Here is a 15,382-nt window from a genome sequence, read left to right on the forward strand (position 1 = left end):
GCTCCTTCTGGCGACGTCGCGGCAGGTCAAGGAGTTCCGCCGCTGTGAGGTGGGATGCGGCGCGTCGCTCATTGACCTCGACGAAAGGGCGCACGCGGATGCACAAGGGGAGCTCCGCCGTCGGGCTTTCCGAACGAATCCCCCTGCCAAGTCTCTTCAGAGAGCCGTGCCGAAGACGCCCAGGGCTGACGCCCTCGTGGAGCCGCGCACCACCAGCGAGCTCTCGAGGGTCAGTTGCGGCTGGTCTAGTTCACGGCCTTCCATCAGCCCCCGAAGTTGTTCGCCGGCCTTGAGTCCCAGTGGAGTGGCCGGCAAGTGCACACTGGTCAGGCTCGGGTTGCTCGTGGCCGAATACGGCAGGTCGTCGAAGCCGGCAACCGCCAGTTCCTCCGGAATCCGGACCCCGGCCACGCGGGCTTCCTGAAGCACGCCGTACGCGTGGGTGTCCGTTCCGCAGACGACGGCGGTGACCCCGGCTCGCTGCCAGTCCGGCCAGGCGGCAGCGAAGGCAGCCGCGGCAGCGCCGACGTCGATGGTGGTGCTGATGATGTGCGCGTCGGCAACGGAAATGCCGCAGGAATGTGCCTCATCCAAGAATGCCGCCCGGCGCACTTCGAACGTGGCCGTGCCGGTCACGCTGTCCACATAGGCAACGCGCTTGTGCCCGGAGGCCGCAAGGTGCGCGGCCAATTCACGGGCGCCGTGGGCAACATCGAGGTTCACGGACGGAGCGTAGGCCTCAAGGCCGGGCGCATCGAGAAGGACCAGCGGCCCGGCGACGGAAAGGTCTTCCAGGAAGGCCGCATTGGGCGCATCCACCAGCAGGCCGGCAGGGCGAAGGGCCAGGAGCTTCCGGACGTCCTCCGCACGGGGGAACTCACCGGCGTCGGTCACGGAAAGCAGCAGCTGGTACTCGGAGCCGAGCGATTCCCGGACGCCGGCAATGACCTTGGCGAAAAAGGGGTTGGAAATGTCCGGCGCCACAAGGATCACAATCGAGCTCACGCCCTTGGCCAACGAACTGCCGATGCCATCCACCACGTAGCCTAGCTCGGCGATGGCCTGGCGGACCCGCGAAATGTTGTCCTCGGAGACCCTGCCCTGCGTTTTGCCGTTGGCAACCAGGGACACGGTGGCAGTCGAGACCCCTGCCAGGGAGGCCACCATCGCCGCGGTGACGCGCTGCGTACGGCCTAAGGCCCGATGCACTGGTTCCGCGGATTCCATACAACGATCGTAGCCGGGAATCGGCCCCTTCCCACGCCGCAAGGCATCAAGCGCTTGACGCCATCAGCGTTAAGCGCTTGACGTGACCGGCAAGCCAGTGCCAGAATTCCCCTGAATGCTTTAGCGCCCTGCCTCGGCAGGCCCCAATGACGTGGAGATGAACATGGATCCCAACACCATGACCCGTGAACGCAAGAAGATCATCCTGGATTGCGATCCCGGGCATGACGACGCCGTTGCCCTGCTGCTGGCCCATGGCAACCCGGACATCGAACTGCTCGCCGTCACCACGGTGGTCGGCAACCAGACCCTCGAGAAGGTCACCCGCAACGCCCTGTCCGTGGGCACCATCGCAGGCATCACGGGTGTTCCCTTTGCCGCCGGCTGCGACCGTCCGCTGGTCCGCTGCATCGAAACCGCACCGGACATCCACGGCGAAACCGGTATGGACGGCCCCGAGCAGCCCCAGTCCACCATCGAGCTGGACCCGCGCCACGCCGTCGACCTCATCATCGAGACGATCATGGCGCACGAGCCGGGCACCGTGACCCTGGTCCCCACGGCGGGACTCACCAACATCGCCATGGCCGCCCGCAAGGAGCCGCGCATCGTTGAACGCGTCAAGGAAGTCGTCCTCATGGGCGGCGGCTACCACGTAGGAAACTGGAGCGCCGTGGCGGAATTCAACATCATCATCGACCCCGAGGCCGCGCACATCGTCTTCAACGAAAAATGGCCCGTAGTGATGGTCGGTTTGGACCTCACGCACCAGGCCCTGGCCACCCCGGAAGTAGTCGAGAAGATCGCCGCTGTGGGCACCAAGCCTGCCAAGTTCGTCATGGAACTGATGGAGTTCTTCACCAAGACCTATAAGGACGCCCAGGGCTTTGACTATCCCCCGGTACACGATCCCTGCGCCGTGGCCTACGTCATCGACCCCACCGTGATGACCACCCGCAAGGTACCCGTTGACATCGAACTGCAGGGCAAGCTCACCCTTGGAATGACTGTGGCCGATTTCCGCGCCCCCGCACCGGCCGACTGCAACACCTCCGTCGCGGTCGACCTCGACCACGAGAAGTTCTGGAACCTCGTCACCGACGCGATCGTCCGCATCGGCGATCCCGCAACCGGCGCTGCCGCCACCACCGCCGCCACGCCCGCCGCCGCCGGCATCGCAGGAGAGGCCAAGTAAATGACCACCCTCATCAACGAAACCAAGACCAACCGCGGCAACGTCACCGCCCTCATGGTTGCCCTGCTGGCGGCCTGCGTGGCGTTCCAGCTCAACGCATCGATGCTCAGTCCGGCCCTGGTCACCATGGGCAACGAGCTCCACACGGACCAGGCGGTCATCGGCCTCTCCCAAACCTGGTTCTTCACGGCCGCAGCCCTGTTCTCGCTCTTCCTGCCGCGCCTGAGCGACATCGTCGGCCGTAAGAAGATCCTCCTCGGCATGATGCTGCTCATGGCCGTCGGCTCGGTCATCGCGGCCATGGCGCCCGACGTTACCTGGCTCTTCGTGGGCCGCATCATCCAGGGCGTCAGCGGTCCCACCGTGCCGCTGTGCCTCATCATGCTGCGCTCCGCGGTCAACAACCCGCGCAAGTACGGAGCCCTCATGGGCCTCATCACAGCGGTCAATGGCGGCGTCGCCGGCGTCGACTCCTTCGTGGGCGGCTACTTCGCCGAGCACTTCGGATTCCGGAGCATCTTCTGGCTCATGGTTGGCCTTGCTATCGTGGCCACGGCGTTGATCGCCATCCTTGCAGGGGAAAGCAAGCCCGCCGCCGGTACCGGAATGGACTGGCTTGGCGTGTTCTTCATTGTCATCGCTGTGGGCGCACTCCTGACAGCCCTGAACGAGGGATCCAAGCTGGTCGGCGCTTTCTCTTCCGGAACGCTCATGCTGGCCATCGGGCTGATCGTGGTCGCCGCAGCCGCGTTCGCCGCCTTCTGGACAGTCGAGAAGCGCTCCAAGAAGCCCATGGTGGAAACGATCCACCTTCGCCAGCGTTCCACCTGGGCACCACTGCTGACCACCACGCTCGCCATGACCGGTATCTTCGCAGTCATCAACGGCATCGTCCCTGCCTACGTCCAGGCTGCGGCCCCGGGATTCGGGGTTGGACCCACCGAGATGTCGCTCATGATCCTCACGCCGTACGCCCTCCTCGGCTGGGTGTTCGGACCGATCAGCGGCCGGCTCGCTCCCGTGCTCGGCTACACCAAAGTCCTGCGCATCGGCATGCTGGGAAGCATCGTGGCCCTTGCAGTCATCGCGTTCCTCGGACTCAGCAGCCTGCCCCTCATGATCGTGGGAACGGCCTTGCTCGGCATCATGTACGCCGGTACGGTCAACATCATGCTCAACGGACTCGGAGTTGTCCTCTCCCCCGCCGGCAACCCCGGCTTCCTGCCCGGCATGAACGCCGGAGCCTTCAACCTCGGCGCCGGCCTGAGCTTCCTCGTGTTGCCGGCCGTCCTTGTGGCCACCTCGGCGCTCGGCGACGCCAAGGCCTCGTACTTGACGGTCGTTGTCGTCGGCCTGGCCATCACGGTCGCCGCCTTCGCGGCGTCGCTGCTCATCCCCAAGCCGCTCGAAGCCGAGGTTGAAAAGTGAACCGCAGGATCGTGGTCGTCGGGTCCTTGAACGCGGACCTGACCATCTATTGCGAGCGGCTCCCGCTCCCGGGCGAAACCGTCCACGGCAACGGCTTCGCGGTCAATCCCGGCGGCAAGAGCGCCAACCAGGCCGTCGCGGCGAGCAAGCTGGGCGGCACGGTGACCCTGATCGGCGCTGTTGGAAACGACTCCAACGGCGACATGCTGCTCACCTCCACGGAAGGGGCCGGCGTGGACGTTTCCCGCGTCCGCCGTTCCGCGGATGATGCCACCGGCGTCGCGGTCATCGCGGTGGACGCGAATGGTGAGAACAACATCATCATTTCGGCCGGCGCCAACGGAACGCTCGCCCCGGCGGACGTGCCGGCGGACGCCTTCGACGACGCCGCGGTGCTCTGCCTCTGCCTGGAAGTCAGCCTTGAGACCGTGGAGGCTGCCGCCAAAACAGCGCACGACGCCGGCGCAACAGTCCTGTTGAACCTCTCGCCGTACGCCGAGATCCCGCAGAGCCTGGCCGCCTTGAGCGATGTCCTGCTGGTCAACGCCCACGAAGCCTCGATGTTCCTGGGCGACGCCGAGATGCCCCATCCGGGCGCGCACGCGAGCGCGTGGGAGCCGGTCCGGAGCCAGTTCGCGGAGCGGGGGCTGGAGCGGGTGCTCGTTACCCTTGGCTCGCATGGCTCGGTGGTGTTGGATTCACTCGCCGCGTCCGGGGAACAGATCTCGCGCATCGCACCCACCAAGGTCAGTGCCGTGGATACGACCGGTGCGGGGGACGCCTTCACCGGCGCCGTGGCTGCCCGCCTCGCCGCAGGTGTCACCTTGGCGGAAGCCGCGGCGTTCGCATCGGTTGCCGCAGCGCTCGCCACTACCAAGAAGGGCACCCAGGCCGCCTACCCCGGCGCCGAGGAAGTCCTGGAGCACTTGCGGATTTCGTGACTCATTACGCCTCCACCAGCGACTTTACAAATCCTGTAATCTCACCCTCCTTTTGACTAGCCAAGACGGGGTGGCATCCCCCATGCTTGCTCCATGTACTCAGCGTCGAGCCCATACCGCATCATCACCGTCTGCACGGGAAACATCTGCCGCTCACCCATGGCGCAACTGATGTTGACTGAAGCGTTCGACGCCGGAGGGCTTGGTGGAGCGGTTGTTGTGGACTCCGCGGGGACTACATCCTATGAGGCCGGACATCCCATCGATCCACGCGCAGCCCGCGTCCTTTCGGCCCACCGCATCCGCTCCGAAGGCCACATTGCCAGGAGTTGGCGCCAGGAGTGGTTCCGGGAGCGGGACCTGATTTTGGCGCTCGACGTGGATCACTATGGCTGGCTGCACGAGGCCGCGCCGGATTCGGAAACCCTCGCCAAGATCCGGATGCTGCGCAGTTTCGACCCAGCCGTTGCCGGCCGGAGCACCCTGGACCTGGGCATCGAGGATCCTTGGTATGGGGGCCACCACGATTTCGACGTGACCTGGGACCTCATCCGCGCGGCCGTCCCCGGGATCGTCGCGCACACCCGGGACGCCCTCGCCGCCAGGCAGCACGGACAGCACCACGACCCGCAGCAGGTACGCTCTATTTCATGACCCCAGCACCCGTGATCATCGCCATCGATGGCCGGTCCGGCGCGGGAAAGACCACTCTCGCCGTCGAACTAGCCGCCCGCCTCCGCATGCATCACAAGGTGTCGTTGTTCCATCTCGAAGATATCTATCCGGGCTGGAACGGCCTCGCCGCGGGTATCGAGCGGTACGTCACCACGGTCTTGGCACCGTTGCGGCGCGGCGACGCCGCCGAGTGGGTCAGTTGGGACTGGGAGAAACATTACGACGGCCGCAGCCACGTCACCCTGCCTGCCGAAATCGTCATCGTCGAGGGCGTCGGTGCAGCCGCGAGTGCCGCCCGGCCCATGCTGGACGCCGTGGTCTGGGTGGACGCTCCCGACGACGACCGCCGGCACCGTGCCATGGCCCGGGACGGCAGCAGCTACGAACCGTTCTGGGACAGCTGGGCAGCGCAGGAGGACGAATGGCTGGAGACCGACCAGGTCCTCGACCACATTGACGTCAGGGTACTGAATCGGGCAGACGGCAATGCCCCGGACGATGCCCTGCAGGCGCTGAACTACCTCCCTGCGCTCTCCCCCGTGCTGGCTCCCGAGCTCTCGGCACGCCGCGGATTGCAGCTCAAGGCCGAACGGATCGATGCCACGCCGGACGCCGCAGCCCTGTTCCAAGCGCTCTACGCCCGGTCCGCCAACGCCGTCTGGCTCGATTCCTCCAATGCGGCCTCCAACAGGGGCACAGTCGACGACGCCGGTTCCTCCAACGCCGCCGAACGCAGCCGCTTCAGTATCCTCGCGGACGACGGCGGCTCCTTCGGTCAGTCTGTGATGCACAGCTCCGGAACCACCCGCCTCAGCGCCGGATGCGCCACCGCGGTGACCACAGGTCCCTTCTTCCGCTGGCTGGACACCGTGTGGGGCCGCAAGGCTTTGCGGGCACCGGAAGGCTATGACTGCGAATTCACGCTCGGTTGGCTGGGGTACCTCGGCTACGAACTGAAGCGGGAGACCGGTGGCAGCGATGTCCAAGCCGGCACTCCCGATGCGGCGTTGCTTTTCGCCGGACGGGCCGTGGTGATCGACCACCGTGAGGCTGCGGTCTGGCTGCTCGCCATCGACGCTCCCGACGCCGGTGATTGGCTCGGGCTTGCCCGTGAGTCCGTGCTGTCCGCGGCGTCGGCACCCGAAAGTGCGCCGAGGCACTCGGCCGGGGATCCCGCCGTCGGGAGTTCCGCCATGGCGCTTGAGTTCTCCAGCCGCGACACCGAGGACGAGTACAAAAGCAAAATCACCGAGGCCCAGCACCAGATTGCCGAGGGCAACACGTACGAAGTCTGCCTGACCACCACGGTGACCGCCCCGGATCCCGGGCTGGACCCGTGGGAGAGCTACCTCGCGCTGCGCAAGCGCAACCCGGCGCCGTTCGCGAGCTACTTGCGGTTCGGTGACCTGACGGTTGCGAGTACCTCGCCGGAACGCTTCCTGCGGATTACTTCCGACGGCGGCATGCGGGCCGAGCCGATCAAGGGCACCAGGGCGCGGGCCAACGATCCGGTCATCGACGAAATGCTGCGGCGTGGCCTTGAATCCTCGCTCAAGGACCGTGCCGAGAACATCATGATCGTGGACTTGCTCCGCAACGACCTCAGCCACTTCGCCGTGCCGGGGTCGGTGACCGTCAGCCGGTTGTGCGCGGTGGAAAGCTACGCGACGGTGCACCAGATGGTGAGCACCATCGACGCCCGGCTGCGGCCTGGAGCACCGCGGGCCGAGGCCGTGGCGGCCGCGTTCCCTGCCGGCTCCATGACGGGCGCCCCGAAGATCAGCACCATGGACATCCTTGACGGCTTGGAGTCCGGACCGCGCGGGGTCTACTCCGGCGCGATCGGGTACTTTTCGCTCAATGCGGCGACCGATCTCGCCGTCGTGATCCGGACCCTGGTGATGTGTCCCGACGGCAACGGCGGACGCACGCTCAGTCTCGGCGTCGGGGGCGCCATCACGGCGGACTCGACGCCCCAGGACGAATACGAGGAAATCCGGACCAAGGCGTTCGGCGTGCTCTCCGCCCTGGGCGCGGAGTTTCCCGCTATCTGAGCGTCAGTCGTGTTCCTCCGTACGGGCGCGGACCGTCCGGGGATCGTTGCGGGTGATCGTGTAGTAAATCAGGCTGGCCAGGATGGCCCCCACGAACCATGAATACGGGCCCAGGCCCGAGCCTCCCGGCAGGAATGTCTGCAGGGCCGGGACCAGGGCCAAAACACCTGCGACGGCGGCGGCAGGGACCAGCGCCGCAATGGCCTTGAGGTTCCAGCCCTTGGTGTAGAAATAGAGGCCTTTCTCGTCCTCGTGGTACAGGTCCGAGACCTTGCACCGCTGGTGCCGGATGCGGAAGAAGTCCGTGAAGATGACCCCGAACAGCGGACCGAGAAGCGCGCCGAGTCCGCCCAGGAAGTACACGATCACTACGGGACTGCTGAAGAGGTTCCAGGGCAGGATCACGATTGCGAGCACAGCGCTGATGAGGCCGCCGCGGCGGAAGTCGATCCTGTGCGGGGCCACGTTGGCGAGGTCGTAGGAGGCCGAAACGAAGTTGGCCACCACATTGATGCCGATCGTGGCCACCACGAACGTCACGGCGGCGATGATGGTGATCCACGGATTCTTGATCGCCTGGACGATCGCCACGGGATCGGTGATGACCTTGAACATGTCCTGCCCGCGGTACTGGTCTGCGGTGAAGTAGGACGCCGCACCGGCTGTGACCACCACTGTGACCAGGGCGAACGCGATGAAGTTCACGGGCAGGCCCCAGAAGTTGCCGCGCAGGATGGTCTTCCGGTCTGGTGCGAACCGGGAGAAATCGCAAAAGTTCAGGAGAAGCGCGGCAAAGTAGGTGACTGTGAGGGCGATGGCAGAGAAGAACTGGGTCAGGGCTGCCGGGCCGTCCAAGGGCGCGACGCCGGGGATCGAGAGGCTGAACTTGTTGCCCGCTTGCGTCAGGATATAGATCGCGAGCGCGAACATGGCCACCCAGATTGCAGGGCCCGCCCAATCCTGGAACTTCCGGACCGTCTCCATGCCGCGCCGGATGACCAGCAGCTGGACCGCCCAGAGGACCAGGAAAGCCGCCCAGCCCACGGGCGTCAGGCCAAGGATGCGCGGCACGTCCGGACCGTCGAGCGACGTCAACTGGGGCCATACGGAAAACAGCAGCACCAGCACGGCTTCCGAAGCGAGCCAGGTCTGGATGCCGTACCAGGCGATGGCGATGAGTGCCCGGATCAGGGCAGCCAGGTTGGCGCCGAACAGGCCGAAGGACATCCGAGCCAAGACCGGATACGGTACGCCCGTTTTCTGCCCGGCCGTCCCGGCGAAGTTCATGAGGAAGTAGACCAGCGTAATGCCGAGGACCAGGGCCAGGAAGACTTGCCAGCCCACCAGTCCCGTGATGAACAGGCCGGCCGCGAAAGTGTAACCGGCGATGCTGTGGACGTCGCACATCCACAGGGCGAAGAGGCTGCGGACCCTCCAGTTGCGTTGCCGGGCCGGTGCGAGGTCCGCGTTCCACAGCCTGTCGCTGACCAATCGGCCTTCGGCGAGGATCCGGACTTTCTCAGGGTATTCGTCTCCCGGCTCGGGCGGTGCCTGCACAGCCGGTGACTCGTTTTTCCGCGCCATGACGCCTCCGAAGAACGCTTCCAAACATGCTTGGAATTCCAGAATCGCCCCATTGCGGCGCGAAGGAAAGCCCCCTTGGGAGTGCCCGCACGCCAAGCGCTAGCATTGGTCCCACTACGTCTTACCAGGAGGGTGCATGCCGTACATCGTTGACTTCGAGAATGTCTCTACCATCGGACTGGAATCGTCTCCCGTTGCCGAGGCGCTTGCCGGGTTGCGCGCCAACGAGGGCCGCTACTACCGGAACAAGTACGGCCACGTCTTCACAGTGAGCCCTGCCGGCGAGGTTCCGGAAGTCGTCGAGCGCGTGAGCCGCATCCTGAAGGAGGAGCGTGACATCGTCATCAGCTCCCGCCCGCTGGAAGCAACCGCCTTCGACGTCGACGGTTTGCGGATGGCCTACGTCTTCTACGAGTCCGGGTTGTCGGTCAACGTTATGTACGGCATCGAGGCCGACGGGAAGCGGGCTGTCGGATTCAAGCTCTCGGACGGCATGGAGATTCCGGAAGAACTGGCGTCACGCTTCAAATTCGCTCGCCAGAAGTCGAAGCTGGCAGGCGTCATCCGCGGCTCCTACTTCGTGATCAAGGGCGAGTACTGAACCGGCTCACGGCATCCAAGTAGGGCACACTCTATTTAGGAAGCCTACTGATTGTGTACCGTGGCAACCATCCTATTCATTGCCGCTTGTTACCGGTGCGGTGAAAGACCGGCCGGGCGGTTGAGGCAAGGCCGTGCCGGTTATCCCCGGGAAGGTTCGTGCCGCCACAAAAATTGGGGTCTACACATGAAAAAAATGCTCGCACCGCTCGGGATTCTCTTTGCTGGCGTACTGGCGTTGACCGGCTGCGGAGGTCCCGCAAATCCGGGCAACGCCGCCGCTTCCTCCTCGACACCGACACCAACTCCTACACCGAAGGCGTACACCAACGAGGAACTTGCGTCGATCGTCGCGCAGTTGAAGGATGACCAGGGCAAGCCCTTGACCGTGGTGCCTGCCGCGCAGCTCGATCAAGGCATCATCGCGGCGAAGCAGATGCTCGCGTCCGCCGTCATCACACCCCCGGCGTGCGCAGCGTTGGCGAACACCAACGCGCAAGTCCCGGACGGTGCGACGTATGCGGCAGGGGAGAGCATTTCGGCGGCGGATAAGTCCGTCACAGTGATCACCGCCCTGGCGGTGAAGGACCCCGCCGTCCTGGCCGGCCAGACGAAGAAATCCGCTGATGCCCTGGCGCAGTGTTCCACCTTCACGATCGAGGTGGGCGGGCAGAAGGTCACTACCCAGACCCAGCCGTTGCCGCAGAAGACCAGCGGGGACCAGTCAACGGGAGCATTGAGCACCCAGGTCCTGCCGTCGGGCCAGAAGGTGACCACACTGACCGTGACCGGTGTGAAAGGCAATCTCGGAGCCACAGCGATCAAGACGGGCGCCACTGTCACCGCGGACTCCGCGGCGGAACTGGTCAAACTCGTCAACGCCGTCCTCGGCTAGCAGTCAGCGGAAGCGGACAGCTCAAGCGCCGAGGTTCAACATTTCGACATAGCGGTCGATCATCATGTGTTGGCCCTTGATCTGGGAAATCAGCTCCGGGCTGGCGATCTCGCCGTCGGGCAGTTGTCCCGAGCCGCCGGACGGTCCCAACGGAAGGATGATGACGGGCTTCGACGGCGTGTAAGCGGCCAGATCCGTGGAGCCTTCGATCTGGGCTTGGATGTTCTTGGCAACCACTGCGGCCTCGCGACCCGCGACGCCCGCTTTGTTCACGTCGATCGCCGAAATGTCGCCCAAAGCGTAGACGTTCTCGAAGCCCGCAACGCGGAGTTCGGGGGTGACGTCAAGGTATCCCTCGGCGTTCCGCGCGGCAAGGAGGCCTCCCGCCACATAGTCCGTCTGCGGGGCTATTCCATAGCAGCGGAACCAAATGTCCGCCTGGATGGCGGTACCGTCCGCGGTGTTGACGGTAAAGGTGGCAAATTCACCCGCAGGAACAGGAGGCAACTGCACCAACGGGCTTCCCAGAATCCGGCGTACGCCGAGTTCATCCAACTGCCGGTTGACCTCAATCCGCAGCCGTGGATCGTAGGGCCCGGGAAGGATGTCCGCCGCCACATCTACCATCACGATGTCCTTCTCCGGCCATGCCGCCGCGATCTCGCCTGCGAACTCAAGGCCTACCGCCCCGGCGCCCAGCAGCATCACCCTGTCTGCACGTTTGAGGTCGTCATGTGCGGCTTGGTAGCGGGCGATGGCGTCGCTGGTGACCATTCGATCGCTTTTGGCCGGGAAGGGGTAGCTGGAACCGCTGGCGAGGACAAGGTAGTCCGGCGCCAGGCTGGCACCCGAAGCCAGCTCGACCGTGTGCCCGTCCACCCGGACAGCGCGGTCCCGGAGTACCTCTCCATGCGCCAACAGGCGGTCATAGGGAAGGAACATCCGCGGCAGGAAATCGGTTTGGACCACAGATCGGAGGGCCGCAATGTTGTGTACGAAAGCGTCCTTGGGTTCCACCAAGGTAACCGTCGCGTGTTCGTCCAACGCCTTGGCTACGGAAATCCCGCCGTAGCCTCCGCCGATAACCACCACAGTGGGGTGCTGAGCCTGGTCATTCATGGCAACTCCCTCGGTAGAAAGCTCACGCTGCGCGGCTTGTGCCGCCCAGATCGTTTATGAATGACAACGATTGTTGGTTATCAATAATTTCCTCAGTGATAAGATTTTCCTGATGAGTTCTTCGGCAGCGGGAAAGCAACTGGGGTTCCTCCTTGCGCGTCACGGGCGCATCATGAATACGCGCCTCCGCCAAGCGCTGGACTCCTCCGGGCTCAGCCCGAGGCATGCCGTGCTGCTGTGCCGGCTTGACGAGTCCGGCCCGCTCAGTCAGCAGGGCCTGATCGATGCTCTCTCCATCGACGCGAGCGGACTAGTAGCGGTCCTGAACGACCTTGAGCGCCAAGGGCTGGCGGAACGACGCCGGGACCCCGCGGACCGCCGTCGTCATATCGTAGAAATCACCGCGGAAGGCAAACGCGCGGTGGCATCCATTGAAGTTGCGGTGGCCGACGTCGAGCAGGAGGCCTTTGCGGGATTCTCCGCTGATGAGCTCCAGCAACTCCATGGATTGCTGTCGAGGATCCACGGCGAACCTGCGGACGAGGCCTGCGAGGACTGAGTCCCTACTGTAGGGTCGCCGTCAGCCGCGCTACATTGTCCACGTATTTGGCAAGCATCGGCCGGTGCAACCAGCCCTCCAGGGTCAGCTCGCGGCACATTTCCCTGTAGCTCGACTCCACGGAGCGCATGCTGTCCACGGCTTCGGCGCCCAGGAGCATCACGGACACCTCCATGTTGAGCGAGAAGGAACGCATGTCCATGTTGCTGGAACCGAGGACGGCCACTTCTTCGTCAATGGTGAAGTGCTTGGCGTGCAGGACGTACGGCGCGCGGTACAGGTAGATCCGTACCCCGGCTTCCAGCAGCGCCTCGTAGTAGGACCGCTGCGCATGGTGGACCAGGAACTGGTCGCCCTTCTCGGAGACGAAAAGTTCCACGTCGACGCCACGCTGGGCCGCCGTCGTGATGGCGTACAGCAGGGAATCGTCGGGCACGAAGTACGGGCTGCAGATCGAGATGCGGTGCTGGGCCGAGTAGATCAGCGTATTGAACAGGCGGAGGTTGTTTTCCGTGACGAACCCCGGGCCGCTCGGAACCACCTGTGCGGTCATCCTGCCGGGTGTTGCCTGGACCGCGACTTGCAGTTGATGTTCGAGGGATTCGTCGGTTTCGCTCAGCCAGTCGGTGGCGAAGACGACGTTGAGGGTTGCAACGATCGGCCCCTCCATCCGCGCCATAAGCTCCACCCATTTGCGCCCGGCGCGTCGGTGCTTGGGGTTGTTGTAGGAGGGCTCAATCAGGTTCTGGGAACCCGTGAAGGCAATTTCGCCGTCGATCACCAGGATTTTCCGGTGGTTCCGCAAATCCGGACGGCGCCACTGGCCATGGATTGGCAACAGCGGCAACATGCGGCGCCACTGGATCTGGCCGCGCTTGAGCCTGCGGACCAGCTTTCGGTAGCCGGGAATCCGCAGCGTGCCGATGTGGTCGAACAGAAGGCGGACGTTGACGCCGCGCGCGGCTGCCTTTTCCAACTCGGTGAGCAGTTCGTCTGTGACTGAGTCGCTGCTCATGATGTAGAACTCCGCGTTGACGAACTTCTTGGCCCCCTTGACCGCTTCCGCCATGGCTTTGATGGACTCTTCGTAGCCGGGGAAGAGCTCCACGGAGTTGCCGTCCACCATCGGCAAGGATCCCAGCCGCCGGTTCAGTTCACCGGCCGACGTCACCCATTCGGGTCCCGAGTACGTGCTGACGACGTCGGCGAGCGCCGACGTGCCTGCACGCACCCGATCGTTGACTTCCTCCTGCTGTTCACGACGACGGCGGGACAAGCGGAAATTGCCGAACAACAGGAACAGGACGAAGCCGACGGAGGGAACGAGGAAGACGGCCAGGAGCCACGCCATGGCCGTGGTGGGGCGGCGGTTACCGGGGATGACGCCCAGCAGCACCACCCTCAGGATAATCTCGACGACGGCCCACGCGCTGAGGAGCCAGGTCCACTCAACCCCGAACTGAAAAGGAAACAGCACCCCACACCCCCACGATCGAATAGTTAGTCAAAGAACCAACAGTCAGCCCAGCCTATCTGGCGCACCGCTCGCGACTGTTCGTCCTGTGGGCCAGCACTAAGCTGGAAGCATGACTTTACCTGCCTCGACGGTCCTCGTTTTCCTGGATCCAGCGTTCGAAAACGGCCGCGTCGCCGATTCCAGCCAGCCACAGCTCATGGCAACCGACCTGGGCGCCACCCGGGGCGACGGCGTCTTCGAGTCGCTGCTCGCCGTCGAGGGCCGTGCGCGCAAGGTGCAAGCGCACCTGAACAGGCTAGAGAGCTCAGCCCGCGCACTGGACCTCAACATTCCCGAACAGGACGTCTGGCGCCGGGCGATCGACACCGCGATCACCGAATTCCGGGACGCCTTCCCCGCGCCGAGCCCGGCCGAAGACGAGGTAGTGGTCAAGCTGCTGGTGACGCGCGGGGTGGAAGGGGCCTCGACTCCCACGTGCTGGATCCAGGCTTCGCCGTCCCCCGCGGGCAGTCGCCGGCAGCGCGAGACGGGCATCGACGTCGTACTTCTTGACCGTGGCTTTGACACGGAGGCGGGCGACCGCGCCCCCTGGCTGCTGCTCGGCGCCAAGACGCTCTCCTACGCCGTGAACATGGCCGCGCTGCGCTACGCGCACAAGCAAGGTGCGGACGACGCAATCTTCACGTCAACGGACGGCCGCGTCCTGGAGGGCCCGACGTCGACCGTGTTGTTGGCCCACGTCGAAACGGTCGACGACGGCGCCGGCTCGGTGCGCACGGTCAAGCGCCTCATCACTCCGCAGCTGGACAGCGGCATCCTGCCCGGCACGTCCCAGGACGCGCTGTTCTCCAAAGCGAAGGCAGCGGGCTGGGAGCTCGGCTACGGCCCGCTGGTCCCGGAAGACCTGTTCGACGCGGACGCGGTGTGGCTGATCTCGAGCATCCGGCTCATCGCGCCCGTCAACCACGTGGATGGCAGGGAGATTGGCACGCCGGCAATGCGCAAACAGCTGACGGCCGAGCTGAACGAGCTGTTCGCGGGGATCGAGTAGGGTTTTCGCGCCAACTGCCTCCCCTGCCCAACTAACTAGCAGTAGATGTCGTTTAGAGCGCCCTAAACGACATCTGTTGCGAGTCACTTGGGTGCGGTGATTTGTTCCCGCAGGATGTCCGCGTGACCGCAGTGTTGCGCAAGCTCGCGCAGCATGTGGAGGTACACCCAGCGCAGCGGGAGCGGGCCGCGTCGGTTGCCGTTGAGCATGTCGTCGAGCCCCAAGGACGATGACGCCCGGCGCGATGCTTCGCATGCCTCGCGGTGTGCCTGCTGGATTGAAGCGATGGTGTCGCCGTCGTCGAGGATAAAAGATTCATCCGGCGTCGCAGGGATGCCGATCTCCGCGCGCGAACGGCACGTGATGGCTTCGTCGAACCAGACCTTCTCCACGAAGGTCGCATGTTTTACGAGGCCCAGCAGGGTGGTCCGGGACGGCACCAATGACCGCCGGACCTGTTCCTCCGTCAACCCGTTCAAGCAGTCATTGAGCGCGCGCCGGTGCTCATCGATGAATGCCTCGAATTGGATGCGAATTGGCTGGTTGAGGTTGTCTTCGGCAAGCGTCACGGTTGCAC

Annotated in this window: 14 protein-coding genes; 9 read left to right on the forward strand and 5 right to left on the reverse strand. The window is 64.7% G+C overall.

The genetic code is table 11. The features are described from left to right. Positions 1–156 precede the first annotated feature (156 nt). Complete coding sequence (locus tag AB4068_RS06385; protein ID WP_284991307.1) at positions 157–1,167, reverse strand: LacI family DNA-binding transcriptional regulator; 1,011 nt, start codon at positions 1,165–1,167, stop codon at positions 157–159. A 223-nt stretch (positions 1,168–1,390) separates the two neighbouring features. Here AB4068_RS06385 and uriH point away from each other — a divergent pair, with 223 nt between their 5' ends. The 5 genes from uriH to pabB all read left to right on the forward strand — a co-directional run bounded on the left by uriH (position 1,391) and on the right by pabB (position 7,520). Then, positions 1,391–2,422: a uridine-preferring nucleoside hydrolase UriH gene (gene uriH, locus AB4068_RS06390; RefSeq protein ID WP_441432952.1), complete on the forward strand. Its 1,032-nt coding sequence runs from the start codon at positions 1,391–1,393 to the stop codon at positions 2,420–2,422. Beyond that, complete coding sequence (gene uriT / locus AB4068_RS06395) at positions 2,423–3,850, forward strand: uridine transporter UriT (protein WP_307054908.1); 1,428 nt, start codon at positions 2,423–2,425, stop codon at positions 3,848–3,850. Next, the gene (locus AB4068_RS06400; protein ID WP_441432953.1) at positions 3,847–4,791 is read left to right on the forward strand and encodes a ribokinase; all 945 of its coding nucleotides are present in this window, start codon (positions 3,847–3,849) and stop codon (positions 4,789–4,791) included. The genes uriT and AB4068_RS06400 overlap by 4 nt, the downstream gene beginning before the upstream one ends. A 93-nt stretch (positions 4,792–4,884) precedes the next feature. Beyond that, the gene (locus AB4068_RS06405) at positions 4,885–5,445 is read left to right on the forward strand and encodes a low molecular weight protein-tyrosine-phosphatase (protein WP_059389864.1); all 561 of its coding nucleotides are present in this window, start codon (positions 4,885–4,887) and stop codon (positions 5,443–5,445) included. Next, positions 5,442–7,520 (forward strand): aminodeoxychorismate synthase component I, encoded by a 2,079-nt coding sequence (pabB, locus tag AB4068_RS06410; protein ID WP_441432954.1) that lies wholly within the window; start codon positions 5,442–5,444, stop codon positions 7,518–7,520. The genes AB4068_RS06405 and pabB overlap by 4 nt, the downstream gene beginning before the upstream one ends. Positions 7,521–7,523: 3 nt before the next feature. On the opposite strand, the gene AB4068_RS06415 is transcribed toward pabB, so the two are convergent. Beyond that, positions 7,524–9,104 (reverse strand): NCS1 family nucleobase:cation symporter-1, encoded by a 1,581-nt coding sequence (locus tag AB4068_RS06415; protein WP_441432955.1) that lies wholly within the window; start codon positions 9,102–9,104, stop codon positions 7,524–7,526. A 136-nt stretch (positions 9,105–9,240) separates the two neighbouring features. On the opposite strand from AB4068_RS06415, the gene AB4068_RS06420 reads away from it, so the two are divergent. Together AB4068_RS06420 and AB4068_RS06425 are read left to right on the forward strand one after the other, a co-directional pair. Then, complete coding sequence (locus tag AB4068_RS06420) at positions 9,241–9,705, forward strand: phage tail protein (RefSeq protein ID WP_441432956.1); 465 nt, start codon at positions 9,241–9,243, stop codon at positions 9,703–9,705. A gap of 186 nt (positions 9,706–9,891) precedes the next feature. Further along, positions 9,892–10,599 carry a hypothetical protein gene (locus tag AB4068_RS06425; RefSeq protein WP_441432957.1) on the forward strand — a complete coding sequence of 236 codons (708 nt, stop codon included), beginning with the start codon at positions 9,892–9,894 and terminating at the stop codon, positions 10,597–10,599. Positions 10,600–10,620: 21 nt separating this feature from the next. On the opposite strand, the gene AB4068_RS06430 is transcribed toward AB4068_RS06425, so the two are convergent. Further along, positions 10,621–11,718, reverse strand: a complete 1,098-nt coding sequence (locus tag AB4068_RS06430) for an FAD-dependent oxidoreductase (RefSeq protein WP_307054900.1) — start codon at positions 11,716–11,718, stop codon at positions 10,621–10,623. 112 nt (positions 11,719–11,830) lie between these two features. On the opposite strand from AB4068_RS06430, the gene AB4068_RS06435 reads away from it, so the two are divergent. After that, positions 11,831–12,277 (forward strand): MarR family winged helix-turn-helix transcriptional regulator, encoded by a 447-nt coding sequence (locus AB4068_RS06435; protein ID WP_284991254.1) that lies wholly within the window; start codon positions 11,831–11,833, stop codon positions 12,275–12,277. A 4-nt stretch (positions 12,278–12,281) separates the two neighbouring features. Here the strand turns inward: AB4068_RS06435 and cls are convergent, their stop codons facing one another. Further along, positions 12,282–13,754, reverse strand: a complete 1,473-nt coding sequence (gene cls / locus AB4068_RS06440) for a cardiolipin synthase (protein WP_113990729.1) — start codon at positions 13,752–13,754, stop codon at positions 12,282–12,284. A gap of 109 nt (positions 13,755–13,863) precedes the next feature. Here cls and AB4068_RS06445 point away from each other — a divergent pair, with 109 nt between their 5' ends. Continuing rightward, positions 13,864–14,805, forward strand: a complete 942-nt coding sequence (locus AB4068_RS06445) for an aminodeoxychorismate lyase (protein WP_307054897.1) — start codon at positions 13,864–13,866, stop codon at positions 14,803–14,805. Positions 14,806–14,888: 83 nt separating this feature from the next. Here the strand turns inward: AB4068_RS06445 and AB4068_RS06450 are convergent, their stop codons facing one another. After that, the gene (locus AB4068_RS06450; protein ID WP_059389858.1) at positions 14,889–15,374 is read right to left on the reverse strand and encodes a DinB family protein; all 486 of its coding nucleotides are present in this window, start codon (positions 15,372–15,374) and stop codon (positions 14,889–14,891) included. Positions 15,375–15,382: the final 8 nt, after the last annotated feature.

Origin of the sequence: Arthrobacter sp. 2RAF22, from assembly GCF_052115325.1 — a bacterium.
Lineage (GTDB): Bacteria > Actinomycetota > Actinomycetes > Actinomycetales > Micrococcaceae > Arthrobacter.